At 70.0% G+C, this 24,128-nt stretch carries 27 protein-coding genes and 1 pseudogene; 14 read left to right on the forward strand and 14 right to left on the reverse strand.

The genetic code is table 11. The features are described 5' to 3' along the window. Positions 1-540: 540 nt before the first annotated feature. The 7 genes and pseudogenes from ACZ5K7_RS20145 to ACZ5K7_RS20175 all read right to left on the reverse strand — a co-directional run bounded on the left by ACZ5K7_RS20145 (position 541) and on the right by ACZ5K7_RS20175 (position 6,348). The gene (locus ACZ5K7_RS20145; protein ID WP_468914995.1) at positions 541-1,548 is read right to left on the reverse strand and encodes an SDR family oxidoreductase; all 1,008 of its coding nucleotides are present in this window, start codon (positions 1,546-1,548) and stop codon (positions 541-543) included. Positions 1,549-1,568: 20 nt separating this feature from the next. Further along, complete coding sequence (locus ACZ5K7_RS20150) at positions 1,569-1,802, reverse strand: hypothetical protein (RefSeq protein WP_468914996.1); 234 nt, start codon at positions 1,800-1,802, stop codon at positions 1,569-1,571. Next, entirely contained in the window at positions 1,799-3,601 is a 1,803-nt protein-coding gene (locus ACZ5K7_RS20155) for a thiamine pyrophosphate-requiring protein (RefSeq protein ID WP_351702988.1), read from the reverse strand. Before ACZ5K7_RS20155 ends, ACZ5K7_RS20150 begins: the two co-directional genes overlap by 4 nt. A gap of 74 nt (positions 3,602-3,675) precedes the next feature. Next, positions 3,676-3,861, reverse strand: a pseudogene (locus ACZ5K7_RS20160) (hypothetical protein); the annotation flags it as partial. After that, positions 3,858-4,469: a cysteine hydrolase family protein gene (locus ACZ5K7_RS20165; protein ID WP_468914998.1), complete on the reverse strand. Its 612-nt coding sequence runs from the start codon at positions 4,467-4,469 to the stop codon at positions 3,858-3,860. The pseudogene ACZ5K7_RS20160 and the gene ACZ5K7_RS20165, both read right to left, overlap by 4 nt. A gap of 21 nt (positions 4,470-4,490) precedes the next feature. Next, positions 4,491-5,447 carry an LLM class F420-dependent oxidoreductase gene (locus ACZ5K7_RS20170; RefSeq protein WP_351702982.1) on the reverse strand — a complete coding sequence of 319 codons (957 nt, stop codon included), beginning with the start codon at positions 5,445-5,447 and terminating at the stop codon, positions 4,491-4,493. A 175-nt stretch (positions 5,448-5,622) separates the two neighbouring features. Further along, positions 5,623-6,348, reverse strand: coding sequence for an anti-sigma factor antagonist (locus tag ACZ5K7_RS20175; protein ID WP_468915001.1), 726 nt, complete (start codon positions 6,346-6,348; stop codon positions 5,623-5,625). 131 nt (positions 6,349-6,479) lie between these two features. On the opposite strand from ACZ5K7_RS20175, the gene ACZ5K7_RS20180 reads away from it, so the two are divergent. The 4 genes from ACZ5K7_RS20180 (at position 6,480) to ACZ5K7_RS20195 (ending at position 9,468) form a co-directional block, all read left to right on the forward strand. After that, positions 6,480-6,842, forward strand: coding sequence for a helix-turn-helix transcriptional regulator (locus ACZ5K7_RS20180; protein WP_468915003.1), 363 nt, complete (start codon positions 6,480-6,482; stop codon positions 6,840-6,842). A 572-nt stretch (positions 6,843-7,414) separates the two neighbouring features. Beyond that, positions 7,415-7,759, forward strand: a complete 345-nt coding sequence (locus ACZ5K7_RS20185; protein WP_351702973.1) for a hypothetical protein — start codon at positions 7,415-7,417, stop codon at positions 7,757-7,759. A gap of 52 nt (positions 7,760-7,811) precedes the next feature. Then, positions 7,812-8,777 carry an LLM class F420-dependent oxidoreductase gene (locus ACZ5K7_RS20190; RefSeq protein WP_351702970.1) on the forward strand — a complete coding sequence of 322 codons (966 nt, stop codon included), beginning with the start codon at positions 7,812-7,814 and terminating at the stop codon, positions 8,775-8,777. Positions 8,778-8,796: 19 nt separating this feature from the next. After that, complete coding sequence (locus tag ACZ5K7_RS20195; protein WP_468915006.1) at positions 8,797-9,468, forward strand: HAD family hydrolase; 672 nt, start codon at positions 8,797-8,799, stop codon at positions 9,466-9,468. 23 nt (positions 9,469-9,491) lie between these two features. Here the strand turns inward: ACZ5K7_RS20195 and ACZ5K7_RS20200 are convergent, their stop codons facing one another. After that, on the reverse strand, positions 9,492-9,722 hold the full coding sequence (locus ACZ5K7_RS20200; RefSeq protein ID WP_351702964.1) for a DUF5133 domain-containing protein: 231 nt from the start codon (positions 9,720-9,722) through the stop codon (positions 9,492-9,494). A gap of 251 nt (positions 9,723-9,973) precedes the next feature. Next, entirely contained in the window at positions 9,974-10,927 is a 954-nt protein-coding gene (locus ACZ5K7_RS20205; RefSeq protein WP_468915007.1) for an alpha/beta fold hydrolase, read from the reverse strand. A gap of 156 nt (positions 10,928-11,083) precedes the next feature. Here ACZ5K7_RS20205 and ACZ5K7_RS20210 point away from each other — a divergent pair, with 156 nt between their 5' ends. The 4 genes from ACZ5K7_RS20210 (at position 11,084) to ACZ5K7_RS20225 (ending at position 14,534) form a co-directional block, all read left to right on the forward strand. Beyond that, the gene (locus ACZ5K7_RS20210; protein ID WP_468915008.1) at positions 11,084-11,698 is read left to right on the forward strand and encodes a TetR/AcrR family transcriptional regulator; all 615 of its coding nucleotides are present in this window, start codon (positions 11,084-11,086) and stop codon (positions 11,696-11,698) included. Between the two features lie 76 nt (positions 11,699-11,774). Then, entirely contained in the window at positions 11,775-12,170 is a 396-nt protein-coding gene (locus tag ACZ5K7_RS20215; protein ID WP_351702958.1) for a nuclear transport factor 2 family protein, read from the forward strand. A 187-nt stretch (positions 12,171-12,357) separates the two neighbouring features. Beyond that, the gene (locus tag ACZ5K7_RS20220; protein WP_468915009.1) at positions 12,358-13,116 is read left to right on the forward strand and encodes an IclR family transcriptional regulator; all 759 of its coding nucleotides are present in this window, start codon (positions 12,358-12,360) and stop codon (positions 13,114-13,116) included. A 98-nt stretch (positions 13,117-13,214) separates the two neighbouring features. Then, complete coding sequence (locus tag ACZ5K7_RS20225) at positions 13,215-14,534, forward strand: PP2C family protein-serine/threonine phosphatase (protein ID WP_351702952.1); 1,320 nt, start codon at positions 13,215-13,217, stop codon at positions 14,532-14,534. 109 nt (positions 14,535-14,643) lie between these two features. Here the strand turns inward: ACZ5K7_RS20225 and ACZ5K7_RS20230 are convergent, their stop codons facing one another. Further along, positions 14,644-15,069, reverse strand: coding sequence for an ATP-binding protein (locus ACZ5K7_RS20230; protein WP_468915011.1), 426 nt, complete (start codon positions 15,067-15,069; stop codon positions 14,644-14,646). Between the two features lie 200 nt (positions 15,070-15,269). Between ACZ5K7_RS20230 and ACZ5K7_RS20235 the strand changes: the two genes are divergently transcribed. Next, entirely contained in the window at positions 15,270-16,037 is a 768-nt protein-coding gene (locus ACZ5K7_RS20235) for an IclR family transcriptional regulator (RefSeq protein ID WP_351702946.1), read from the forward strand. Between the two features lie 44 nt (positions 16,038-16,081). Beyond that, a complete protein-coding gene (glpK, locus tag ACZ5K7_RS20240; protein ID WP_468915013.1) occupies positions 16,082-17,602 on the forward strand; it encodes a glycerol kinase GlpK in 1,521 nt (506 codons plus the stop codon). 75 nt (positions 17,603-17,677) lie between these two features. Here the strand turns inward: glpK and ACZ5K7_RS20245 are convergent, their stop codons facing one another. Genes ACZ5K7_RS20245 through ACZ5K7_RS20255 form a run of 3 tightly spaced genes read right to left on the reverse strand, consistent with a single transcriptional unit; the run spans position 17,678 to position 20,507 of the window. Continuing rightward, positions 17,678-18,403 (reverse strand): NADPH-dependent F420 reductase, encoded by a 726-nt coding sequence (locus tag ACZ5K7_RS20245; protein ID WP_468915015.1) that lies wholly within the window; start codon positions 18,401-18,403, stop codon positions 17,678-17,680. 30 nt (positions 18,404-18,433) lie between these two features. Beyond that, on the reverse strand, positions 18,434-19,465 hold the full coding sequence (locus tag ACZ5K7_RS20250) for an LLM class flavin-dependent oxidoreductase (RefSeq protein WP_468915017.1): 1,032 nt from the start codon (positions 19,463-19,465) through the stop codon (positions 18,434-18,436). Then, positions 19,458-20,507: an LLM class flavin-dependent oxidoreductase gene (locus ACZ5K7_RS20255; RefSeq protein WP_351702934.1), complete on the reverse strand. Its 1,050-nt coding sequence runs from the start codon at positions 20,505-20,507 to the stop codon at positions 19,458-19,460. Before ACZ5K7_RS20255 ends, ACZ5K7_RS20250 begins: the two co-directional genes overlap by 8 nt. A gap of 114 nt (positions 20,508-20,621) precedes the next feature. Here ACZ5K7_RS20255 and ACZ5K7_RS20260 point away from each other — a divergent pair, with 114 nt between their 5' ends. After that, a complete protein-coding gene (locus ACZ5K7_RS20260) occupies positions 20,622-21,095 on the forward strand; it encodes a MarR family winged helix-turn-helix transcriptional regulator (protein WP_351702931.1) in 474 nt (157 codons plus the stop codon). Between the two features lie 24 nt (positions 21,096-21,119). Here the strand turns inward: ACZ5K7_RS20260 and ACZ5K7_RS20265 are convergent, their stop codons facing one another. Continuing rightward, entirely contained in the window at positions 21,120-22,040 is a 921-nt protein-coding gene (locus ACZ5K7_RS20265; RefSeq protein WP_468915367.1) for a LysR family transcriptional regulator, read from the reverse strand. Positions 22,041-22,183: 143 nt separating this feature from the next. On the opposite strand from ACZ5K7_RS20265, the gene ACZ5K7_RS20270 reads away from it, so the two are divergent. From ACZ5K7_RS20270 to ssuE, 3 genes are all read left to right on the forward strand, one after another. Then, positions 22,184-22,261, forward strand: a complete 78-nt coding sequence (locus ACZ5K7_RS20270; protein ID WP_350786652.1) for a putative leader peptide — start codon at positions 22,184-22,186, stop codon at positions 22,259-22,261. A 130-nt stretch (positions 22,262-22,391) separates the two neighbouring features. Further along, positions 22,392-23,513, forward strand: a complete 1,122-nt coding sequence (gene sfnG, locus ACZ5K7_RS20275; RefSeq protein ID WP_468915020.1) for a dimethylsulfone monooxygenase SfnG — start codon at positions 22,392-22,394, stop codon at positions 23,511-23,513. 59 nt (positions 23,514-23,572) lie between these two features. Further along, entirely contained in the window at positions 23,573-24,127 is a 555-nt protein-coding gene (ssuE, locus tag ACZ5K7_RS20280) for an NADPH-dependent FMN reductase (protein WP_468915021.1), read from the forward strand. Position 24,128: the final 1 nt, after the last annotated feature.

The raw sequence follows: 24,128 nt of genomic DNA on the forward strand, positions 1-24,128 counted from the left end.
GTCCCGCTGTCGCGACCGTCCCGCGTTGTTGTCGAGCGTCGCGCGCCGACAGGTGCGTATACCCTGCCCGCGCAGGCGGCGCGCCTTCGCCCAGCCTGTTTCGGGACGGCGAACAGCGGTCGGGTTGCTGGCTTCCGCAGTCACGGCGGATCATCTTCCTTCCAAGTCCGGCCTGTTGGGGGCCGATTCATCCTTTTTCGCCCCCGTTCTTCTTCTTGTCCCGAGTGTCCAACGGGCCCGGCGTGAAACCTGGTTCAGCCCCGGCAGCGTGCGCCACAGGCCATGGCCCGAGCCTGTCCTGGTGTCCGGCGCCCCACTTCGCCAGGAGGACGGTCCTGTCGTCGACATGGCGCGCGTGATTCCTGCCGGCGCGGCCGCTCCAAGCGGTCCGCGTGCGCCAGCGTGACGCCCGCACGTGCAAGGCGGCCGACCGGACGCCCTTACGAGCCTCATCGCGGCCCGGGTCATTGTCGCGTCGGGGTTCGTGCCGACGCTGTCGGCGGTCAGGGGTTTCTCTCGTCCGCCAGGGCCGCCACGGGTTCACCGCCGGCGTCCCGCGCGGTGCCGGATCCCGATCGCGGCCGCTCCCACCGCCGTCGCCGTGGCGACCGTGACGGCCGGGTGGCGGGCCAGTGCGGCCTGCCAGGAGTGGGCGTGGGCACGGTCGTCGAAGGAGCCGTGTGCGCCGTGATCGGTGGCCGGTGAGTCGTCGGCCGGGGTGAAGAGGTTGTCCGGGCCCGCCGGGCGCGGGGCGTCGGTCTGCTGGGAGGAGAAGCCGGTGCGGGCCAGGTAGCGGTCGAGGACGGCCGGTACCAAGCGGTTGGCCCAGATGGTGGCGGCCGTGCTGGCGCCGATGTAGTACTGCTTGCGCCGGGGGTGATCGGCGGCGTGCAGCACGCCTCGTGCGGCGACCTCGGGCTGGTAGATCGGTGGCACCGGCTGCGGATGCCGGGGGAGCCGGGAGCGGACCCACGAGAACTGCGGGGTGTTCACGGCGGGCATCTGGGCCACGGTGATGCGTACGTCGCTGCCCCTGTGCAGGAGTTCGACGCGTACGGCGGAGGTGAAGCCGTTGATCGCGTGCTTGGCACCGCAGTACGCGGACTGGAGCGGGATGGCCCGCTCGCCGAGCGCGGAGCCGACCTGCACGATGGTGCCCCGGTCGCGCGGCAGCATCCGGGCGAGCGCAGTCCTGGTGCCGTTGACGAACCCGAGGTAGGCGACGGTGGTGACCCGCTCGTACTCCTCCGGGCCGATCTCGGTGAAGGGCGCGAACACGCTGGTGAAGGCGCAGTTGATCCAGACGTCGATGGGCCCGAGGAGCCGTTCGGCGGCGTCGGCGGCCGCCTCCACCTGGCCGGGATCCGCGGTGTCGGCCTGCTGGATCAGCGGGTGACCGCCGCGTTCCGCGACCTCCTGCGCCGCCGCTTCGAGTCCGGCCCTGCCCCGCGCGATCAGGACGATGCTCGCGCCGCGCTCGGCGTAGAGCAGGGCTGTGGCACGGCCGATGCCGGCGCTGGCTCCGGTGATGACGACGACTTGCGGCATGGTCCTTCCCTTCGGGTCGGTCAAATGATGCGGAAGGGGCGGGCCCGCTCGGCGTCGAGGCTCGGGCCCAGACCGGGCACCCCGGAACCGGCCACGGACAGGGCGCCCGCGTGCGGTACGGGTCCGCCGCAGCGGACGGTGGCCGGGACGAGCGTGGTGCTGTCCCAGGTCAGAGTGGAGTCCGCCTCCGGCGCGTCCGTCGGGACGGTGTAGACGGCGCTGGCCACCCGCTCGATGATCGGCAGGTCGCTCACCCTCGCCCCGCTTCGTGCCGGTGCGGCAGGAACTCCTGCATCTTGGCTTTGAAGCCCTGCCGGACCATCCCCGCCCGGTCGCTGTCGCCCTTGAGGACGGCCGAGGCCGCGGCCTCGATCTGGTCGAGGGTGGCGTGCGGCGGGATCGGCGGTACGGCGGGGTCGGTCACGAAGTCGAGCACACACGGCCGGTCGGCGGCGAGCGCGGCCTCCCAGGCGCCGGCCACCCCGCCGGGCTCGTCGATCCGCAGGCCGGTCAGACCGAGCGAGCGGGCGAAGTCGGCGTACCGGACGTCCGGGATCGACTGCGAGGGCAGGAACTGCGGGGCGCCCTCCATCGCGCGCATCTCCCAGGTCACCTGGTTGAGGTCCCGGTTGTTGAAGACGGCGACGATCAGCCGCGGATCCTCCCAGTCCTGCCAGTACTTGGCGATGGTGATGAGCTCGGCCATGCCGTTCATCTGCATCGCCCCGTCGCCGACCAGGGCGATCGCCGGCCGGTCGCCGTGCGCGAACTTGGCGCCGATGGCGTACGGCACGCCCGGACCCATGGTGGCCAGCGTCCCCGACAGCGAGCCCCGCATCGTCCCGCGCAGCTTCAGATGGCGGGCGTACCAGTTGGCGGCGGAGCCCGAGTCGGCGGAGAGGATGACGTCGTCCGGCAGCAGCCCGTTCAGGGCGTGCACGACGTACTCCGGGTTGATCGGATCGGCGTCGACATCGGCCCGCCGCTGCATCACCTCCCACCAGTCCTTGACGTTGTTCTCGATCTTCGTCCGCCAGGAGGTGTCCTCCATCTGCTCCAGCAGCGGCAGCAGCCGGCGCAGCGTCCGGGCGGCGTCGCCGACCAGGTTGACCTCGAAGGGGTAGCGCAGTCCGACCATGTGCGGGTCGATGTCGATCTGCACGGCCCGCGCCTTGCCGAACTCCGGCAGGAACTGCGTGTAGGGGAAGGACGAGCCGATCACCAGCAGGGTTTCGCACTCCCGCATCAGCTCGTACGACGGCCGGGTGCCGAGCAGCCCGATCGCCCCGGTGACGTAGGGCAGGTCGTCGTCGAGGGCGTCCTTGCCCAGCAGCGCCTTGGCGACCCCGGCGCCGAGCCGGTCGGCGACCTCCTGCACCTCCGCCCGGGCGCCGCGCGCGCCCTGACCGATCAGGATGGCCGCCTTGCCGCCGGAGTTGAGCACCTCGGCGGCCCGCTGCAGATCATCGTCGTCCGGTACCGGGGCGTAGTGCGGCATACCGAGGCTGGAGGGCACCATCTTGAAGGCGTGCCCGGGTGGCGAGTAGTCCAGATCCTGGACGTCCGCCGGGATGATCACGGCGGTCACCGAGCGGCGTGCCATGGCGGTGCGCATCGCCCGGTCGAGGACGTTCGGGAGCTGCTCCGGGACGGTGACCATCTCGCAGAAGTCCGAGGCGACGTCCTTGTACAGGGTCAGCAGATCGACCTCCTGCTGGTACGAGCCGCCCATGGCACTGCGGTTGGTCTGACCGACGATCGCCACCACCGGCACATGGTCCAGTTTTGCGTCGTACAGACCGTTGAGGAGGTGGATGGCACCCGGCCCGGAGGTGGCCACGCAGACCCCGACCCGGCCGGAGAACTTGGCGTAGCCGACGGCCTCGAACGCGGACATCTCCTCATGCCGGGACTGGATGAAACGGGGGTTGTTGTCCGCTCGTCCCCAGGCCGCGAGCAGACCGTTGATGCCGTCGCCCGGGTAGGCGAAGACATGCTCCACGTCCCACTCGCGCAGCCGCTGGAGGATGTAGTCGGAGACCTTCGTCGACATGGTGGAAGACCTTTCCTGGACTGGGGTACGCGTCATGCGCGGCGCAGCTGTCGTACGGCTGCCAGGGCGGCCGTGACCGCGCGGGCACCGGCCTCGACCGTGCGGTGGACGACCACGCCGAGCGGGACCTGCCGGTAGTTGGAACCGTCCGTGGAGTAGACGCCGCGGCTGCCGGGATCGAACCGGACCTCGGCGTCGGTCCCGGCGCGCAGGGCCGTGACCAGGCCGTCGAGGGGGTCCCCGGGGACGCGTGTGCTCATGGCCGACCTCCGGGCTGGTGCGCGGTCTCCTCCGGTACGGGCCACCGGGTACCCCGGAAGTCGACTTCCTCCGCCAGGACAATCCGGGCAGCCATGTTGCGCTCCATCATTTCCAGCGCGGCGGCCTCCAGATGCGGGTGGATGGAGGCGACGGCGTCCCTCGGCACGGTGACGTCCAGGTGGCGGATGTGCGCGTCCAAGGCGGAGTACAGCACGCACTGCTCGGTGACCTGACCGCTCAGCACCACTGTTCCGACGCCCAGTTGCCACAGCAGATACGACATGGGTGTGTCGTAGAAGACCGAGTGCCGGGCCTTCACCACGAAGAGGGAGGCGTCGTCGGGCCGGATCGGCTCGACCAGGCCGGCGTGCGGGCGGGACAGCGCCGATTCGACCAGTTCGCCGTGGTGGGAGCGCCAGAGGCCGAAGTTGTCGTTCGCGTAGATCACCGGCACGTCCGCGGCCCGGGCCCGGCCGATCAGCTCCGCCAGGACCGGCACGACCCGCTCGGCCGCGGGCAGCAGCAGCTCGGCGTCCTCGTGCTCGTAGGTGTTGATCATGTCGATCACGACGAGCGCGCTGCCGTCGGTCTCTCCCGGTCCGGACACGGCGTCCACCACCTCGTGCGGTCAGTCCCGCAGCCTCGGCAGGACCTTGGTGCGGTAGAAGTCGAAGAAGCCCTGCTGTTCCTTGCCGATCTGGTTGACGTACACGGTGTCGAATCCCGCGTCGACGAACGCCGACAGCGCCTCGACATGGGCATCCGGATCGTCGCCGCAGGTCACGGCCTCGGCCACCTGCTCCTCGGTGACCAGCCGGGACGCCTGCGCGAAGTGGGCCGGGGTGGGCAGGACCTGCGGGAGTTCGCCGGGCAGCTGCTCGTTGGCCCACAGCCGGTGCGCGGTGCGAACCGCCTCCCGCTCGTCGGTGCCCCAGCACACCTTGAGCCCGCCGTACACCGGCTTGGTGCCGCCGCCACCGCGCCGGAACCGCTCGACCACGCAGGCGTCGGGCATCATCGTGATCAGCCCGTCGCCGATGCGCGCGGCGACCTCGGCGGCCTGCGGGCCGAAGGCCGAGACGTCGATGGGCACCGGCTCGTCGGGCAGTGTGTACAGGCGGGCGTTCTCCACCGTGTAGTGCCGGCCCCGGTGGCTGATCTGCTCGCCGGTGAACAGCCGCCGGATGATCTGGAGCGCCTCCTCCAGCATCTCCAGGCGTACCGTCGCCTCGGGCCAGACGGTGCCGAGGATGTGCTCGTTGAGCGCCTCACCCGTGCCCACGCCCAGGCGGAAGCGCCCGCCCAGCTGCACCGCGCCGGTCGCCGCCGCCTGGGCGATCACGGCGGGGTGGGTGCGCACCAGCGGGCAGGTCACCGCCGTCTCCACGGGCAGCGAGACCGCCTGGGACAGCGCGCCGATCACCGACCACACGAACGGGCTCTGCCCCTGGCCGTCGTGCCAGGGATGGTAGTGGTCCGATATCCACAGCGACTCGAAACCGGCCTGCTCGGCCATGCGAGCCTGGTCGACGAGTTCCGCCGGGGTGTGCTCCTCGCACGACAGGAAGTATCCGAAGCCCGCCATCGTCTCTCCTGAACCGCGTGTGTGACTGGGGACCGCTGACGAGTACCCCGGTGCCCACCGGGTTGTGCATGGCGTGCCGCCCGGCTGAGCAGGGGTACCGGGGGACGGGTTCTCGACCGACCGGGCCTGTGCCGCGTCCGTCGCGCAGGGGACCGCAGCCGGGCGGCCCGGCCGCTCATGGGGGGTTCTCGGCTGTCCCGCGCGCGGCGGCGACCTGAGTGACCGCGGCGGACAACTGCTCCTGCGTAGCCGCGGGCAGCGGGCCGCCCCTGATGGAGTCCACCAGCAGCCTGGCGGTCAGGTGGAGCTTGGTGTTGGTGTTCTGGGAAGTGGTCACCAGAACGCTCCACGCCTCCTCGGGGGTGAGGACGAACGCCGCCATCAGGATGCCGCGGGCCAGATCGATGGTCTCCCGAGTCTGCAGCGCCCGCCGCAGCTGTACGACCTCGGCGCGTATGTCGATTCCTCGACCGTCGACAGGGGACGGGGCGTTCGCGGCGCCGTCGCGGTGTTCCTGCCCGTCCGGCACGGTGTCGAGGGCGAACAGCGGCAGGGCGCCCATGATCTCCAGCATCCGTTCCACGGCCGGGCTGAGGCGGCGGATCGTGACGTCCTTGGAGTCCTTGAGCGCCTGCCGCCGTATGTTCAGAAGAGCGTTGAGCCCGGAGCAGTCGCAGAACCCCACACCGCCGAGGTCCAGCTCGATTCCGCGCAGCGAGCGGAGGAGCGCCGAACGCAAGGCGCACTGGAGCTGCTGGTCCGACGTGAGGTCGAGGTCACCGCTCACCGTGACGACGGTCCGGTCGCCCTCGTCGCGGCTGCGGATCATGAGACCCGGCAGCTCGCGTGCACCGGCTCGGTCGGGCGTCTGTCCGGCGCCGGACTGTTCTGCTTCCCGCATGGTCCCGCTCCCCGCGCCCTTCCTGCGCTCTCCAGATCCAGACTCGCCCCGAGCGTCGATACACGTCAAGAAAAACAGGAAACAAAATTCGCGTGTTTTTTAGCGCGAAACGCCGGTCGTATGATGTACCCATGGGTGAAGCACCGGAACCGCACACGGGGTGGACGTTCATCACCAACCACGCCCGTGTACTGGCCGCTATCGCGGATGATCAGAACGTCCGCGTCCGTGATATCGCCGCACACTGCAGGCTCACGGAGCGAGCCGTCCAGAAGATCATCTCTGATCTGGAGCAGAGCGGCTTCCTCTCCCACACCCGTGAGGGGCGCGGCAACATCTACCGGATCGAACCGGGAACGGTACTTCGGCACCCGGCTGAAGCCGGGCTCACCGTAGCCTCCCTGTTGGCTCTGATCGCCCGGGTAGAACCCCATGCCGCCACTCCGCCGTCCGCCGAGGGCCAGCCGGACGACGAAGGCCTGCCGCTCTCCTGAAGCGCCGGTCGCGACAGGCCGACCACCCTTCGGCCGCAAGACTTCGGCGCGCTGAACCTCTGCTCCCGCACATCGGGCGCCTTCCCCCGGACCAGCGAGTGGGCCGGCCGGCCACGGTGATGCGTACGTCGCTGCCCCTGTGCAGGAGTTCGACGCGTACGGCGGAGGTGAAGCCGGAGGACGTCGGAGCCGCGTACATCGTCGTCGACACCCCAGGTCCGGGACGTCGAGGCCGGCATCATCGTCGGCCATCGGGGTACCCGCGCCTGACACCAGTCCTCACCGACGAACCGCCCGACGCTCCGCGCGCCGTGGGAGCCGAGGCGGGTGACGCTGAAAGGGGCGCCCCCGACCGTCACCAGGAGACGGGCCGCCGGAGATGACTCGGTTTGGGCGCGCGCGTCTGGCCCAGTGCCTGGCCCGGCTCCCGGCAGCAGGCCCGGATCCTCCCGGCCGGCGCGTGACCGTGCCGCCTTGTCCACATGGACGCGGCTGGCCGGGCCGGGCGCCGACACCGTGAGCGGGTGGGTCTGATCATCCCCGTCCCGTCGTATTGAAGGAGAGTGATCCTGATGGCCACCGTGTCTCTCACCGGAGCGTCCAGGGCGGACGCCGCCGCCGTCTTCGGCGTCCTGCGGAACGCGTTCCCGACCGACCGTTCCTCCGACGACGTGCCCCAGGAGCAGCCGGGCGGCCGCTCCGCTGTGTGGACCGCGGAGTTCGAGCCGACGCAGGAGTGGATCCCCACCGATCCGATCCCTCTGGAGGGCTCGGTCTCCGCCACGGTGCAGGGCGGCTACGTCGCCGTGGATCAGCTCCGCGCAGCCCTCGGCGTCGCGTTCGCCGTGGACGAGCGGGGCACGGCGTCGGGAGACCAGGAGCAGGAGGTCGACCTGCGGCTCACGACCAAGCGGTGACGGGACCAAGGACCCTTCTCGCACAACCCCGACCCACGAGGAGACGAGCGCGATGGTGCAGATCGGGTACACGATGATGACCGAGCAGGCCGGTCCGCGGGAGTTGGTGGAGCATGTCGTCGGCGCGGAGCGCGCCGGTTTCGACTTCTCGGTCACCTCCGACCACTACTTCCCCTGGCTGGAGTCCCAGGGCCACGCCTCCTACGCGTGGAGCGTGCTGGGTGCCGCCGCGCAGGCCACCGAACGCATTCCGCTGATGACGTACGTGACGTGCCCGACGACCCGCTATCACCCGGCCGTCGTCGCGCAGAAGGCCGCCACGATGCAACTTCTCTCCCAGGGGCGGTTCCGCCTGGGACTCGGCTCCGGGGAGAACCTCAACGAGCACGTGGTGGGCGGCGGTTGGCCCGCCGCGCACGTCCGGCTCGAGATGCTGGAAGAGGCCGTGGGGATCATCCGCTCGCTCCTGGCGGGGGAGAACGTCAACCACCACGGTGCCCACTTCGACGTCGAGAACGCCAGACTGTGGGATCTGCCCGACACGCCCCTGCCGATCGGTGTCGCCGTCTCCGGCGACAGCTCCTGCGAACTGGCAGGACGTCTGGCCGACTTGGTGATCGCCACCGAACCCAGGCCGGAACTGATCTCCGCGTTCGACCGGTACGGCGGCACGGGCAAGCCCAGGATCGGCCAGTTGCCGATCTGCTACGACACCGACCGCGACGCGGCGATCGCCCGCGCCCACGACCAGTTCCGCTGGTTCGGCAGCGGCTGGCCGGTCAACTCCGAGCTGCCGGGACCCGCCGCGTTCGCGGGTGCCACCCAGTTCGTACGGCCTGAGGACGTGGCCGAGTCCATTCCCTGCGGTGACGGCGTGCAGGCGGTCGTCGAGGCCGTACGCCCCTACGTCGACGCGGGGTTCACCGAGGTGGCCCTTGTCCAGATCGGTGGCGAGCACCAGGAGCCGTACCTGGAGTGGGCCGAGCACAAGCTGCTGCCCGCCCTCCGCGAACTGTGAGAGGGCGAGGAAACCCGTGATGACCACGAGACGCGCCGCGATCTTCGACGTGGACGGAACGCTCGTCGACACCAACCACCTGCATGTCGTCACCTGGTGGGAGGCGTTCCGGCAGGCGGGCCACCACGTCCCCATGCGTGACATCCACCGGGCCGTGGGTCTCAGCGGCGGCGACCTGCTGGACCGCCTGCTCGGTGACGACCGCGATCCCGATGAGGGCGAGCAGCTCGCCGCGGCCCACCACGCTCTCTACGCCACGTACTTCGAGCGGCTGCCGGCGTTGGACGCGGCGGGCGATCTGCTGCGCGCGCTGGCCGGGCGGGGGTGGGGAATCGTCCTGGCGACGTCGGCGAGCGGTGCGGAACTGTCCGCACTACGGCGTGCCATCGACGCGGACGACGTCATCCTCGGGGCGGCCAGCGCGGACGACGTCGCCGACGGCAAACCCGCCCCCGACCCTGTGCGCCAGGCCAGAGAGTTGGCCGGGGTGCCGGGCGAACGGGCCGTCTTCGTGGGAGACACCGTCTGGGACATGGAGGCCGCCGTACGGGACGGAGTGACGCCCGTGGCGGTGCTGTCCGGCGGGATCCCGCGCTCGGACCTGGAGACCGCCGGAGCTCAGGCGGTGTACCGGGATCCCGCCGACGTCCTCGGACACCTGGACTCCAGCGTCTTCGCCGACATGGAGTGACCGAAGGCCGCGGAGGTACGAGGTCAGCCCGCGGTGAGTAGGGAGTCGTCCTGGGGGCGGGCGCCGGGCAGTTGGTGCCGGGCAGCGACGAGGGCGACATCGACATCCCGCGTGCCGGTGGAGACACACAGCGTGTAGGCGACGTCGTCCATCCGCCGCCGTGCGGTGAGGCTGCCGTTCTCGGCGTGCAGTGCGCGCAGGGTCTCGTACTGCTCGACCAGGTCCTTCAATACCGCGGGGTGAGCCATCAGCACCAGGAGTCTCCATTCACGTGAACCCGCTGTTCGCGATGCGATTACCCCCGGCCCACTCGCCTATGCGGTCGGTCGGGATGACAGCGGATCGCGAGGCGGGCGTGCGTGCCGGGCCTGGGAGAACGGGCGGGGCTGTCCTCGTCGCCGTCCGGTGAGGTGTCCGCGAGGAACTCTCGCTCGTCTGTGCCGGAAACTCGGAGGCCCGCGAAACAGCAGCGCGACGCCTGCGTGGCAGGCGAGTTTGGTCGGTGTCACTCGCCTTGAGTGATGAAGGCGGCCAGAGCGGCGGCGACGGCGTCGGGTTGTTCGTCCGGGATGAAGTGTCCGGCGTCCGGCACGACAATCCCGGTGATGTTGTCGGCCCACATGCTGAGGGAAGCTGCCATGTCAGGGATGGAGCCGTGGCTGCTGGAAATCCCGAGAACCGGCACCGTCAGGTGCTTTTGTTCAAGGGCCTCGTGGTTCTTCCGCGCCGATTCGGCGGCGTCCCGGTAGTAGGCCAGGGAAGCGCGGAGTCCGCCGTCAGCGGCGACGGCCGCGGCGTACTGCTCGATCTCGGCGGCGTCGAAGGTGTCGGGGGAGAGGGTTTTGGCCTTCAGGAACCAGCCGACGTACTCGCGTTCGCGGCCTGAGAGCAGTGTCTCGGGCAGGTCGGGCACCAGATGGAATGCGAAGTGCCAGGTCTTCCACGCCACCTCGGGGTCGGTCGGGATGGCGTCGGGGAGTGTGATGCCCGGGATTCCGGCGTCGAGCAGTGCGACGCCACGCAGCCGGCTCTCGTACTTCAAGGCGAGGGAGAAGGCGACCCATGCGCCGATGTCGTGGGCGACCAACCAGTATGCCGAAACTCCGAGTGCACGCACCGCGGTGTGGACGTACGCGGCGACCGTGTGCGTGTCGTAGCTGCCGTCCGGGCGTTCGGAATGGCCCTGGCCCGGCAGGTCGATCGCGATGACGTGGAATCGGTCGGCCAGGTGGGGCATCACCTTTCGCCATGCCCACCAGGTTTGCGGGAATCCGGCGAGCAGCACGACGGCTGGGCCGTTCGGCTGACCGCCCTCAACCGCGTGAAGCCGGATACCGCCCGCCTCGACCCAGCGGTGGGCGAAGCCGGCCAGGTCGTGCATCGGCAGGTCGCGGACAGGGTTGTCGGAGACTCGGGCGGTGATTGCAGGGCGGACGTGCGACGCGATGTCGTCGATCATCGTGCGGCCTTTCGAGTGCTTTCGAGTGGGAGAACCAGGACCTTTACGCCAACCATCTTGGATCGATCGGTCAAGGATAACTCGACCGATCGATCCAAGATGCGAGTAGGCTCCCAGCACAGCCGTGACAGGCACGTGAAGGAGGAGGTGCACGCTGTGTCCGGCCGAAAGCAGTTCGATATCAGTGCGGCGCTGGACCAGGCCATGCGGGTGTTCTGGCAGCGCGGGTACGCGGACGCCTCACTCGATGCCCTCGGTTCGGCCACCGGCCTCGGACGTGGCTCCCTCTACGGCGCCTTCGGCAACAAGGAAGCGCTCTTCGGCAAGTGCCTCGACCGCTACTCGTCGATCTACGGTGCGCAGTACGAGCAGGCGCTCGCGGCGCATCCCGGTGATCCGGTGCGGGCGGTCGAGGCGTTCTTCGACGTCGTCCTGGGCCGGATCGCCGACCCGTCGGTCCCCGTGGGGTGCCTCATCGCCCAGTCCGCCGCGCAGTCGCTGACGCTGAAGGAGGAGAACAGTGCCCAGGTGCGTTGCCTGCTCGACATGCAGCGTCAACGGGTACGCGCGGCACTGGCGGATTCCTCTGCCGACAGCCGGACGATCGGCGAGCTGGCCACGTTCGTCGTCGCTGTCAACCAGTCGCTGGCCGTACTGAGCCGTGCCGGCACCTCGGACGCCGAGCTGCGCTCCGTGGCCCGGCTCGCGTGTACGACGGTGGCGGACACCCTCGCCCGGACAGCATCCGTGAACGGTGAGGGCGATTCCTGAAAACGGATCCGCGTGTTGCGGCACACGGCCCACCTCGCCACCCTGTCCACCGCCGCCTGATCAGGAGACCAGCACCATGACAGACACCGCACACGCGACTGCCGTACCCGACTGGGTCCTGAAGTTCATGGAGGCCATCGACACCCTGGACTTCGATGAGGGCTTCGCGCCGCTGACCGAGGACACCGACATGCACTTCGGCACCGCACACATTCACGGTGTCGAGGCCATCAAGGCGTTCTTCGTCAAGATCGACGCGCCGCTGAACATCACCCACGAGGTCCTGGAGTTCTGGGCCGCCGACGGCGTTCGCCTGCTTCGCGGCGAGGCGACCATGGCCAAGAAGAGCGAGCCGGACCGGGTGGTGCGTGCCCCGTTCATGCACATCTTCTACCTCGACCGGGAGGAGCCGGTCCGCGTCCGGGCGCTCCGCGTCACCGCGGGCCCGCTCCGGACCGACGCCGTGATGTGACCTCTTTCGGGGGCGGCCGGAAGGGTTCCGGCGTCCGGGGGAGCGGGCGGAAAGGGCAAGCACCTGCTCCGGCCTCGCCGCCCTGGGTGCTGCGCATGGTCGGGAACGGCCGGCGGCAAACGGTGCCAGACGCTGTTCGCGAGAGCTGCGCCTTGCTCGCGGCGGGCGACCGGCGCACGCTGGTGGCATGAGCGTTCACGAGAGCCCCACGCTCATCATGTCGGTGCAGCGTGCCTTCCGCCTGCTGGAGGCGGTGAGCGCCCACGAGAACGGCGCGCCGGCGAAACAACTGGCACGTGAGACGGAGCTGCCTCTGGCGACCGCCTATCACCTGCTGCGGACGCTGGTCCACGACGGATACCTGCGGAAGCTGGGCGACGGCGGCTTCATCCTGGGTGACAAGCTGCAGACGCTGCACACCGCGGGTCGCGCGCAGGCGCTGCTCAGCCGTGTCCGGCCGACACTCGCCGCGCTGCGCGACGAGCTGGCCGCCGCCACCTACCTCACGTTCTACGAGGAGGGCGAGATCAGTGTCGCCGAGATCGTCGATGGCCCCCGCGCGCCCCGGGTCGACCTCTGGGTGGGATTCGAGGACGCGGGACACGCCACCGCGCTGGGCAAGTCCGTACTGCGCGAACTGGACTACGACGCCCGCCGTGACTACCTCTCCCGGCACGATCTCGCCGATCTGACGCCACGGACCATCACCAGCCTCCCGGAACTGCTCCGCAGGCTCGACACTTCCCCCATGGCTCCGGTCGTCACGGATGTCGAGGAGTACGCCCTCGGCACGGTGTGCGTCGCCGTACCCATCTACCGTGGTGACGTCCTCGGCTCGCTCGGTGTCTCGCTCCCGGCGGATCGGCTCTCCCGACTCACGGAGATCGGGGCCCGACTGCTCCCGATCGCCGACCGTGTGACCAGAGGCCTCTCGCTCACTATCTGAAAATCCACTCCTTGTGGCTTACTGACCGAACCCCTTTCCTGGATGAAACGGACAAGTCAGGAGTACGTCCCCCACAGGTGAGGATTGCGGACAGCGACATGAGGCAGGCGCGAGACCATGGTGGCGGCCCCTGGCCATTGCGGCCGCTCAGCGAACGACTGGCGGGCCCGGGGGCGCCGGTTCCCAAACGTGCCGCCGCCCCCTTGACCGCCGGTATTCCCGTTGTGCCGGTCCTGGTCGTCTCCGGCATCGTGTTCGTGGACGCCTTCGGCGGATCAGGGATGTTCTGGCTGCCGTTGCTGGCGGCCGGGCCGGCTCTGGCCGCCAGCACCAACGGTCCCCGGGGTGTCCTGTGCGTGGGACTCCTCGCCGGGGTGCTGGGCGCGACCCTGGGTACCAGGGAGGGAGGTCCGGGGCACGAGCTGGCGGCGGTGCTTTCGGCCCTGCTGGCCGTCACTCTGGCGAGTGCCCTGGCCAGCGCACTGCGCGGACGTCGGGAACGGGTACTCGCCGCCGTCCGCTCGGTCGCCGAGGCCGCCCAGCACGCGGTTCTCAAACCCATCCCGGAGACCGTGGGCCCGTTCCGAGTCGCGGTCCGCTACAGCGCCGCGGCGGCGGAAGCCCGAATCGGCGGTGATCTCTACGCCCTCGTGCCCACCCCGCACGGGGTACGGCTGATCGTCGGCGACGTACGTGGCAAGGGGCTGACGGCGGTGGAGATCGCCGCTCTCGTCCTCGGTGTCTTTCGCGAGGCAGCCTATGACGAGCCCGATCTGCTCGCTGTCGTCGGCAGGATCGAGCGGAGTCTGGCGCGCAACCTCGGGCCCGACGACTTCGTCACCGCCGTGGTCGTCGGACACCCGAGGCCGGGGCAACTGGAAGTCGTCAACTGCGGACATGCGCCTCCCCTGCTGATACCCGCGTCAGGAAGCGTCGTCGCGGTCGAGGCCACCCGTCCGGCCCCGCCCCTCGGCCTGCGCGCCCTCGTCGACGAGCCCCCCTGCCTTGAGATTCTGCCCTTCTCCGACGGAGATCAGCTGCTGCTCTACACCGACGGGGTCACCGAGGCCCGCGACCGTGCCCGCGAGTTCTACCCGCTGGCCCAAAGAGTGGCCCACCACGTGTCCGACGAGCCGGAACACACCCTCTCCGCGGTCCATGACGAACTGCTGGCACATGTGGGTGGTCGGCTGCACGATGACGCGGCGCTGCTGCTGCTCCGTATGGAGGCCCTGGACGAACCGGTCACGTCCGAATCGGCGGTACCGGGAGCGGCCGTCCCGGAACCGGGAGACCAGGTCGGACGCGGGTCCGTTGCCGTGGTGTCGAGCTGCCGGGTCCGCCGCCGGGGCCCGGACGGTGGAGGGCGATCGGCCGAGCGGAGCGGCGCCGCGTTCTCGTCGGGTCAGGACCGCTGACGGTACGGGAGCCGGCGTCGGCACCCGTTGAGCGACCGGGACCGGCCGGCTGGACTGTGGAACCCTCCCCGTGGCGAACCGCCGGCGCTCGGTGCAGCACCGAGCCGTTTCACACCGCGACGAGATCGGCCCACCGGGAGATCCTGCCCGGACGGATGTCAATGCCGTAGCGAGTGGCCAGCGCGTGGACGATTCCCTCGCCCCGGCCGTGCTCGTCCGGGTCGATCCCCGCGGGCGGTTGTCCCGCCGTACGTGCGGGCCCCGCATCGGTGACCTCGATGCGCAGGGTGCCGATCCCGGCGTCGCGGACCCACGAAAGCCGCAGCACAGCCGGGGGCAGGGCATGGACGATCGCGTTGGTGAGGAGTTCCGACACCACCAGCAGTGCGTCCTCGACGATCTCCGGTGACACCTTCCAGGCGGCCAGGACAGCGCCCGCCCGTCGACGTACGTCCGGGACGGCAGCGGCGACGGGCGGCAACGGCAGGACCTGTTCGGATGCCCCCCGTACCAGGGTGTTGAGCTTTACCGCCATCTTGTGTCTCCAGAGGTGAGCGCCACGGGCCCCGCGTCAGACGCCTCGGCGCTTTGCCGGGCCTCCTAGCACGCTAAGGAGCCACGCCGGGTCGGTCAATGAATGGCGGTCGGCATTACCGAACGCCGCCGCCCGCTCCGGGGCCGCGGCGGCCACCAGCACGTACGGCAGACCCTCCACGACGGTAATAAGCTCGCCTCATGGCCGGTCCGGTCCAGTCGATCGAACGGGCGGCTGCGATTCTGCGCCTGCTCGCAGGTGGGCCCCGCCGACTCGGGCTCGGAGAGGTGGCGGCCTCCCTCGGGCTGGCCAAGGGAACCGCGCACGGCATTCTGCGCACACTCCAGCACGTGGATTTCGTGGAGCAGGACGCGACGACCGGAAAGTACCAGCTCGGAGCTGCCTTGCTGCACCTCGGCACGAGTTATCTCGACGTGAACGAGTTGCGGTCCCGATCCATCAACTGGGCCGACGCCCTGGCCGCCCGCAGTGGGGAAGCGGTACGCCTGGGCACTCCCCTGGAAGGCATGGTCCTGGTCGTCCACCATGTGTTCCGGCCCGACGACACGCTCCAGACTCTGGACGTGGGCTCGCTCCTGCCGTTGCACGCCTCCTCGCTGGGCAAGGTGCTGTTGGCGTATGGGACCGCGCCCTTCGAGTCCGCCCTGGATTCTGGGCTGGAGGCCTACACGCGGCACACCCTGGTCACCCAGGAGCAACTCAGCCGGGCACTCGCCGAGGTCCGGGAACTGGGCTGGGCCGCCGAGATACAGGAGATGAGCATGGGTGAGGCCGGGCTCGCCGTGCCGATCCGCGGGCATGGCGGTCTGGTCGTCGGCGCCATCGGGCTGTCCGGCCCGGTCGAGCGGGTCTGTGACAGCCAGGGCCACCCCCGGACCGGCCTGATCACGCTGATCCGTGAGGCGGCACGGGCGATCTCCAGAGACCTGGGCGCCGCCCGCTGGTAAGGCCCCCGGCTACCTCCGCGATCCATCGGAAGGCGGACCCGATCATGGTGGAACGGTATGTGATGTCCATCGATCAGGGCACCAATTCCACGCGATGCATCTTGTTCGACCGGGGCGGGCGCCTGGTGTCCGTCGCGCAGAGAGAGCACCAGCAGCACTTCCCCAGGCCCGGCTGGGTCGAGCACGACGCCGTGGAGATCTGGCACAACGTGCGACGTGTGGTGTCCGAGGCCATGGCCGGAGCCGGAACGGCCGTCGACGCGGGACAGGTCGCCGCCATCGGCGTGGCCAACCAGCGGGAGACGACGGTGCTCTGGGACCGGCGTACGGGAGCCCCGCTCGGCCGGGCGATCGTCTGGCAGGACACGCGCACGGCGCCGCTCGTCGAGGAGCTCAGAAACCGGCCCGGAGAGGAGTTCTTCCTCGACCGGTGCGGTCTGCCGCCCTCCACCTACTTCTCGGCGCTGCGGATCCGCTGGTTGTTCGACCACGTCAAGGGCCTGGAACAGCGCGCGAAGGACGGTGAGGTGCTGTTCGGCACGATGGAGAGCTGGCTGATCTGGAACCTCACCGGCGGTGTCGACGGCGGTCTGCACATCACCGACGCGACCAACGCCAGTCGCACCATGCTGATGAACATCCGTACCCTCACCTGGGACCCGGAACTGCTGGCGTTCTTCGGTGTCCCCCGTCCGATGCTTCCTGAGATCCGGTCCAACGCGGAGACCTACGACGAGGCCCACGCGCTGCTCCCCGGCGTTCCCATCACAGCCGCACTCGGAGATCAGCAGGCGGCGCTCTTCGGCCAGACCTGCTTCTCCCCGGGAGAGGCCAAGTGCACGTACGGAACGGGCAGCTTTCTGCTGCTCAACACCGGTACCGAGGTCATACGGTCCCGGCACGGACTGCTGACGACGGTCGCCTACAAGATCGGGGACCGGAAACCCGTCTATGCCCTGGAAGGGTCGATAGCCGTCACCGGCGCACTGGTCCAGTGGTTCCGCGACCGGCTGGGACTGATCAACAGCGCGCCGGAGATCGAAACGCTCGCGCGGACCGTCGAGGACAACGGCGGCTGCTACATCGTCCCCGCCTTCTCCGGCCTGTTCGCACCCCGCTGGCGCAGCGACGCACGCGGCGTCATCGTCGGCCTCACCTCCTACATCACCAGCGGGCACCTGGCCCGGGCCGTCCTGGAGGCCACGGGGTGGCAGACGCGTGAGGTCGTCGACGCCATGAACGCCGACTCCTCGGTCGCGTTGAAGGAGCTGAAGGTGGACGGCGGCATGACGGCGGACAACCTGCTCATGCAGTTCGTCGCCGACGTACTCGACGTGCCCGTCGTACGGCCCATGGTCTCCGAGACGGTCTCCCTGGGCGCCGGCTACGCCGCCGGGCTCGCCGCCGGCTACTGGCCGGACCTCGAGGTCCTGCGCCGTAACTGGCACCCTGCCGCTCGCTGGCTGCCCGGAATGGACCCCGGCCACCGGGAGTCGGAGTACGACAACTGGCAGCGGGCCGTCGAACGGTCGCTGGGCTGGATCAGACCGCCCGGATCTCCCTGACCGCACAGCCAATCACGGTGAGTGACGGCCGTCGGGGCCCTTCACCAGGCCCGCGGCCGGCCGGATCGGGCCAGTTCAGGCGGCGTGTTCGGTCGACGTCCCGGCAGCGGTCCGTGCGCTGATCACGGTGCGTCCGCGGTCGGATGCCGGGAAGCGGTCGAGCATCGCGCGCAGTTCGTCGGCGCCGACGTCGGCGCCGAAGGGCTCGGTACCCGGTTCGAGCCGTACCCCTTCGGCGAGCGGGCCCGCCAGGACGGGGTCGAAGCCGAGAGCATCGACGAGGTGGGCGACCATGGCGAGGCCGTCCGGATCGTCGCCGGCGATCGCGAGCGCCTTGCGCCCCGGCGTCCCCGCGGGCTGCGCCCCGTCCTCGAGGTCGTGGTAGCCCATGTGGTTGAACGCCTTGATCACGCGCGCACCGGGCAGGTACGCCTGCACGGTCTCGCTCGACGAGGTGAGCGGGTCGGTGAGGTCCTCGCGGTTGCCGTCGACCTCCCACCAGTAGTTCATCGCGTCGATGACGAGCTTGCCCCGGAGCGCCTCGGCGGGCACGCTGCGGTACTTGCCGAGCGGGAGCGCCAGGACGACCACGTCCGCCTCCGCCATGGCCCGTGCGGCGGTGACCGGGACAGCGCCGGGGGTGAGGACCTCGACGGTGAGGGCGATCCCGGCGGGGTCGCCCGACCCGGCGATGAGCACGCGGTAACCGGCCGCCAGGGCGAGCCGTGCCAGGACGGTCCCGACCTTCCCCGCGCCCAGGATGCCGACCGTGCGCACGGCGGCCGCGGTGGTGGTGTCCATTTCTTCTCCGTTTCCTGTCCGTTCTCGGCGTCAGCCTGCGAGGAGGTCGCGCACCATCGGGATCACCTTGGTGCCGTACAGCTCGACGGCGCGCAGGCGGGCGCTGATCGGCTGTGTCCCGCTGGTGTAGATGAGGTCGAACCGGCCGACGCCGAGCGCCTTGACGGCGCGGGCCATCTTGCGGGCGACCGTCTCGGGAGATCCGATGTAGAGGGAGCCGTGTTCGATCTCGGCCTCGTACTCCGCCTTGCGGACCGGCGGCCAGCCCCGCAGCGCGCCGATGCGGTCACGGATGACCCGGTAGTACGGCCAGTGCAGCTCCCGGGCCTCCTCGTCCGTGTCGGCGATGAAGCCCGGCGAGTGCATCCCCACCGGATGGGCGGTCGTGCCGAACTGGTCGGCGGCGCGCTCGTAGAGGTCGATATAGGGCGCGAAGCGTTCTGGGGTGCCGCCGATGATGGCGATCATGAGCGGGAAACCGTAGCGCGCGGTGCGGATGACCGACTGGGGTGTACCCCCGACGCCGACCCAGGTGCTCAGATGACCGGACTCGGTCTTCGGGAAGACGTCGGCGTCTTCGAGCGGTGCCCGCTTGGTGCCGCTCCAGGTGACCGGCTTCTCCTCCAGCAGCTTGGCGAAGATCTCGATCTTTTCTTCGAACAGCACGTCGTAATCGCTCAGGTCGTATCCGAAGAGGGGGAACGACTCGGTGAAGGAGCCGCGCCCGAGAATGACCTCGGCCCGGCCGTTCGAGAGGGCGTCCACGGTGGCGAAGCGCTGGAAGACGCGGACCGGGTCGTCGGAGCTCAGCACGGTCACGCCGGAGGCCAGCCGGATGCGGTGGGTGCGCGTGGCGATGCCGGCGAGGACGGTCTCCGGGGTCGAGATCGCGAACTCCGGGCGGTGGTGTTCACCGAGGGCGATGACGTCGACGCCGCTCTCCTCCGCGAGGACGGCCTCGTCGACGACCTGCCGGATGGCGCGCGCGTCGGACACCGGTTGTCCCGAGTCGTCCTGGGGCACATCGCCGAAGGTGTCGAGTCCGAAGACGAGATCAGACATGGATGGGCTCCTTCGTGAGCAGTTGCTTCACCCGCGGGGCGACTTCACGGCCCAGCAGCTCGATGGTGCGGGCCCGGGCCTCGCGGGGCAGGTTCATGACGTCGTACTTGAGGTCGAAACGGCTCAGGCGCAGGTCGCGGGCCATCGTGGCGATCTTGCGGGCGACGGTCTCGGGCGAGCCGACGAAGAGCGCGCCCGTGTCGACCTCCCGCAGGTAGCGCTCACGGGTCGGCTGGTAGAAGCCACGCTCCGCCGCGAGTTGGGCCACGGCCGGCTGCCAGTACGTCCACCAGGTCTCGACCGCCTCCTCGTCGGTGTCCGCGACGAGTCCCAGGGAATGCTGGGCGACCGGTCGCCTGGCGTGCCCGAACCGGTCGAGTGCGCGGTGGTAGAGCTCGACGTGGCCGGCGAAGCGCTGCGGGCGCCCGCCGATGACGGCCAGCATCACCGGCAGACCGTAGCGGGCCGCGCGAAGCACGGAGTCGGGGCTGCCACCCACGCCGATCCAGGTGGGGATGCCACCGGGCGGCATCCGGGGATGCAGCCGCTGCCCTACGAGCGGCGGCCGGAACCGCCCCGACCAGGTCACCGTCTCCTCGCGCTGGAGACGCATGAAAAGGTCGAGCTTCTCCTCGAACAGCTCCTCGTAGTCGGCGAGGTCGTAGCCGAACAGGGGGAACGAGTCGGTGGCCGATGCCCGGCCGAGCACGAGCTGGGCGCGCCCGTCGGAGACGGCGTCCAGGGTGGCGAACTCGGTGTACAGCCGCACCGGGTCGTTCGTGCTCAGCACCGTCACCGCGGTGCCGAGCCGGATGCGCTGCGTCGCGGTGGCGATCGCGGCGAGCAGGACGGGGGTGGCACTGTCGGTGTGGCCTCGGCGGTAGTGCTCACCGATGCTGAACACGTCGAGCCCCACGGATTCGGCGAGCACGGCCTCCTCGACGATCAGACGCACGGTCTCGGCGTCGCTCAGCGTGCCGTCGGCATCGGTCGCGATCTCCCCGAACGAGTTGAGCCCCAGTTCGAACCCCTGGGCGGTCATGGAGCCCTCCTGCCGCGTCCTCCGGCTGTGTGTGACACGGCCGCACGATTGGTTGACGCGTCAATCATCATCCCGATATGATTGACGTGTCAACTAGAGAGGAGCGGCGGCACGATGGCAGCGCGACGGAAGGACTACCCCACCGCTGATGAGCTGCGCATCTGGCGGGACTTCATCGAGACGACGGAAGCGCTCCGCTCCGAGCTCTCCTCACGCCTGCAGCGCGAGACGTCCCTGTCGCCGGGCGACTACGCCGTGCTCCTCGCACTGCGAGAGGCGGACGGGCGGCGGCTGCGCTCTTCCGACCTGGCGGCCCGCGTCGGCTGGGAGCGCAGCCGGCTCTCGCACCAGATCGGGCGCATGGAGCGGCGAGGGCTGGTCCGGCGCGAGGAGTGCGTCACCGACAGCCGGGGTGCCGAGGTGGTGCTCACGCCGGAGGGTGCGGAGGCCTTCCGGGACGCGACCCTGCCCCACCTGCGCGCCGTACGAGAACTCTTCGTGTCCCCTCTCGGCCCGGACCGACTCGCCGCGGCGGAACAGATCACCACGGCCCTGCGCAGCCGCCTGAAGGCACCGGGTGACACCTGAGGGTCGCGCGGCGAGCCGTCACGGTCACGGGCGCTGCCGAACCGCTCCGCCCAGTTCGCCCGCCCGGCGTACGAACGTCTCCAACAGATCCCGCGCCGCCTGCGGCACCGCCTCGGCCCGCCGGCGCCGGAGCGTCAGCACCACCCTGGTGGTGTCCCCGGCCAGGGGCCGGCACACGATCGTCCCGGCGCGTTCCAGCGGGTCCCCGACCACACTGAAGTCCGGCAGCACCGTCGCCCCGAGCCCCTCCGCGACCATCAGCTTCCCCATCTCGGCCCCGTCGGTCGAGTACGAGAAGACGGGGGTGCGGTCCGCCAGCAGCCGGTGCACATAGCGGTGCATCACATAGCCCGTGCGCATGGCGATCAGCGGCACGGTCAGCAGGTCGTCGACCGACACCTCGGCCCGGCCGGCGAGCGGGCTGTCCGGCCGTACGCACACGACCGGACGTCCGCGCAGCAGCTCGGTGGACTCGAAGCCGGCGGGCACGTCGTCACCGTCGAGGTGGTTCACCAGCCCCAGGTCGAAACCGCCCTCGGCGAGCCCCCGGTGGATCTCCGTCTGCTGCACGCCCACCACCTCGACCTGGGTGACCGGATGCGTGGCCCGGAAGTCCCGCAGCACCGGGATGAGCAGCGGCACGGTCGCCGCGTTGACCGTGCCGACCCGCACCATACGGCTGATGCGGTGCTGCTCGCCCGCCGCCACCCGCAGCCGGTCCACCGCCTCCAGCACCTCGACGATGCGCGGCAGCAGCTCCTGCCCGGCGGCGCTCATGGTCGCCCCGGTGCGCTTGCGCTCCAGCAGGTCGACGCCCAGCTCCCGCTCCAGGTTCCGCACGGTCTCGCTCAACGCGGGCTGCGACAGACGCAGTTCGTCGGCCGCCCGGCGCAGTGAGCCGAGCCGGGTCACGGCCGCTATGTATTCCAGCTGTTCGGTCCGCACCCCCGCAGAATGCGTCGCCATTCAGCGGGTGTTCAAGGGTTTCCCTGTCACACGTTCGTGAAATTCAATGGTCCGCGATGCGAGACCGGTCGGGTTTTCCTTGACGCCTCTCCGCGGCGGCTGCCACCATCGACGGCATGAAGATGCGACTGGACCTCACGCGGCGACGCCACGTCGACCTCGCGCGCGTCTCCAGCGCCTCCTGTTGCGCCGCGGCCTGATCACCCCACCAAGATCCGCCGCGTCTTAGCCCTCTCCTTTTCCCGCCTGAATTCACCGTGCCCACGCCCACGCCGCGTGGGGCGGCGCTGAATTCCGGCGTGCCCGAAAAACTCGCAACAGGAGTTCCGCATGCCCGCCGCGCCCTTGAAATTCGCCTACTGGGTTCCCAATGTCAGCGGAGGACTCGTCACCAGCAAGATCGAGCAGCGCACCGACTGGGGGTACGACTACAACCGGGAACTCGCCGTGCTCGCCGAGAACAACGGCTTCGAGTACGCGCTCAGCCAGGTCCGCTACATGGCCAGTTACGGCGCCGAGTACCAGCACGAGTCGACCGGCTTCAGCCTCGCGCTGCTGCTCGCCACCGAGCGCCTGAAGGTGATCGCCGCGGTCCATCCCGGTCTGTGGCATCCGGGCGTGCTCGCCAAGTTCGGTGCCACCGCCGATCACCTCTCGAACGGCCGGTTCGCCGTGAACGTCGTGTCGGGCTGGTTCAAGGGCGAGTTCACCGCGCTCGGCGAGCCCTGGCTGGAGCACGACGAACGCTACCGCCGGGCCGAGGAGTTCATCCGTGCCCTGCGCCAGGTCTGGACCGAGGACCACACCGAACTCGCCGGCGACTTCTACCGGTTGCGGGACTTCTCCCTCAAGCCCAAGCCGCTCAACACCCCCGAGCGCCCGCACCCCGAGATCTTCCAGGGCGGCAACTCCACCGCGGCGCGCGCCATGGCCGGCCGGGTCTCCGACTGGTACTTCTCCAACGGCAAGGACTTCGACGGGGTGACCGAGCAGATCAACGACGTCCGCGAGTCCGCCGCCGAAGCCGGCCGTACGGCGCCGAAGTTCGGTCTCAACGGCTTCCTCATCGCCCGTGACACCGAGGCCGAGGCCCGCGACACCCTCCGCGAGATCATCGCCAAGGCCGACAGCGAGGCCGTCGAGGGCTTCGGCGCGGCCGTGAAACAGGCCGGCCAGTCCAGTGCCGACGGCAAGGGCATGTGGCAGGACTCCACCTTCGAGGACCTCGTCCAGTACAACGACGGCTTCCGCACTGGGCTGATCGGCACCCCCGAGCAGATCGCCGAGCGCATCGTCGCCTACAAGCGGCTCGGCGTCGACCTCCTTCTGCTTGGCTTCCTGCACTACCACGAGGAGGTCGAGTACTTCGGCAAGCGGGTGCTGCCCCTGGTCCGCGAACTGGAGGCGGGCCTCCCGGACCGCGCGCCCGAGTCCGCCCCGGCCCACGCCTGACCGTCCCCCGCCGGGTGCCCGTGCCGTACGGGTGTCCGGGCTCCCAGAAAGAGGCACCCATGGCCACCGTCCTCTCCGTCTCCGGCAGCCCCTCCGCCTCCTCCCGCACCGCGCGACTGCTGCGCCATCTGGACCAGCGGCTGACGGCCCACGGGCACGAGGTGATCCCGCTCGACATCCGTACCGTCCCCGCCGAGGCGCTGCTCGGCGCGGACTTCCGGCACCCCGCGATCGTCGAGGCGACCGAGCTGTTCGCCCGCGCCGACGGGGTCGTCGTCGCCACCCCGGTCTACAAGGCGTCGTACTCCGGTGTGCTCAAGGCCCTCCTCGACCTGCTCCCGCAGTACGCGCTCACCGGCAAGACCGTGCTGCCCCTGGCCACCGGCGGTTCCACCGCGCATGTCCTCGCCATCGACTACGCGCTCCGCCCGGTGCTCAGCTCCATGGGCGCCGCCCATATAGTCCAGGGCTGGTTCACCCTCGACAAGGACATCACCGTACGCGAGGACGGCACGCTCGCCCTCGCACCGGCCGTCACCGAGGCGCTCCACCCGATCGTGGACCAGTTCTCGGCCGCGCTCGGCCGGCGGCCCGTCCTCGCCGCGGCGGGCTGAG

This window comes from Streptomyces sp. NPDC031497 (assembly GCF_055580905.1).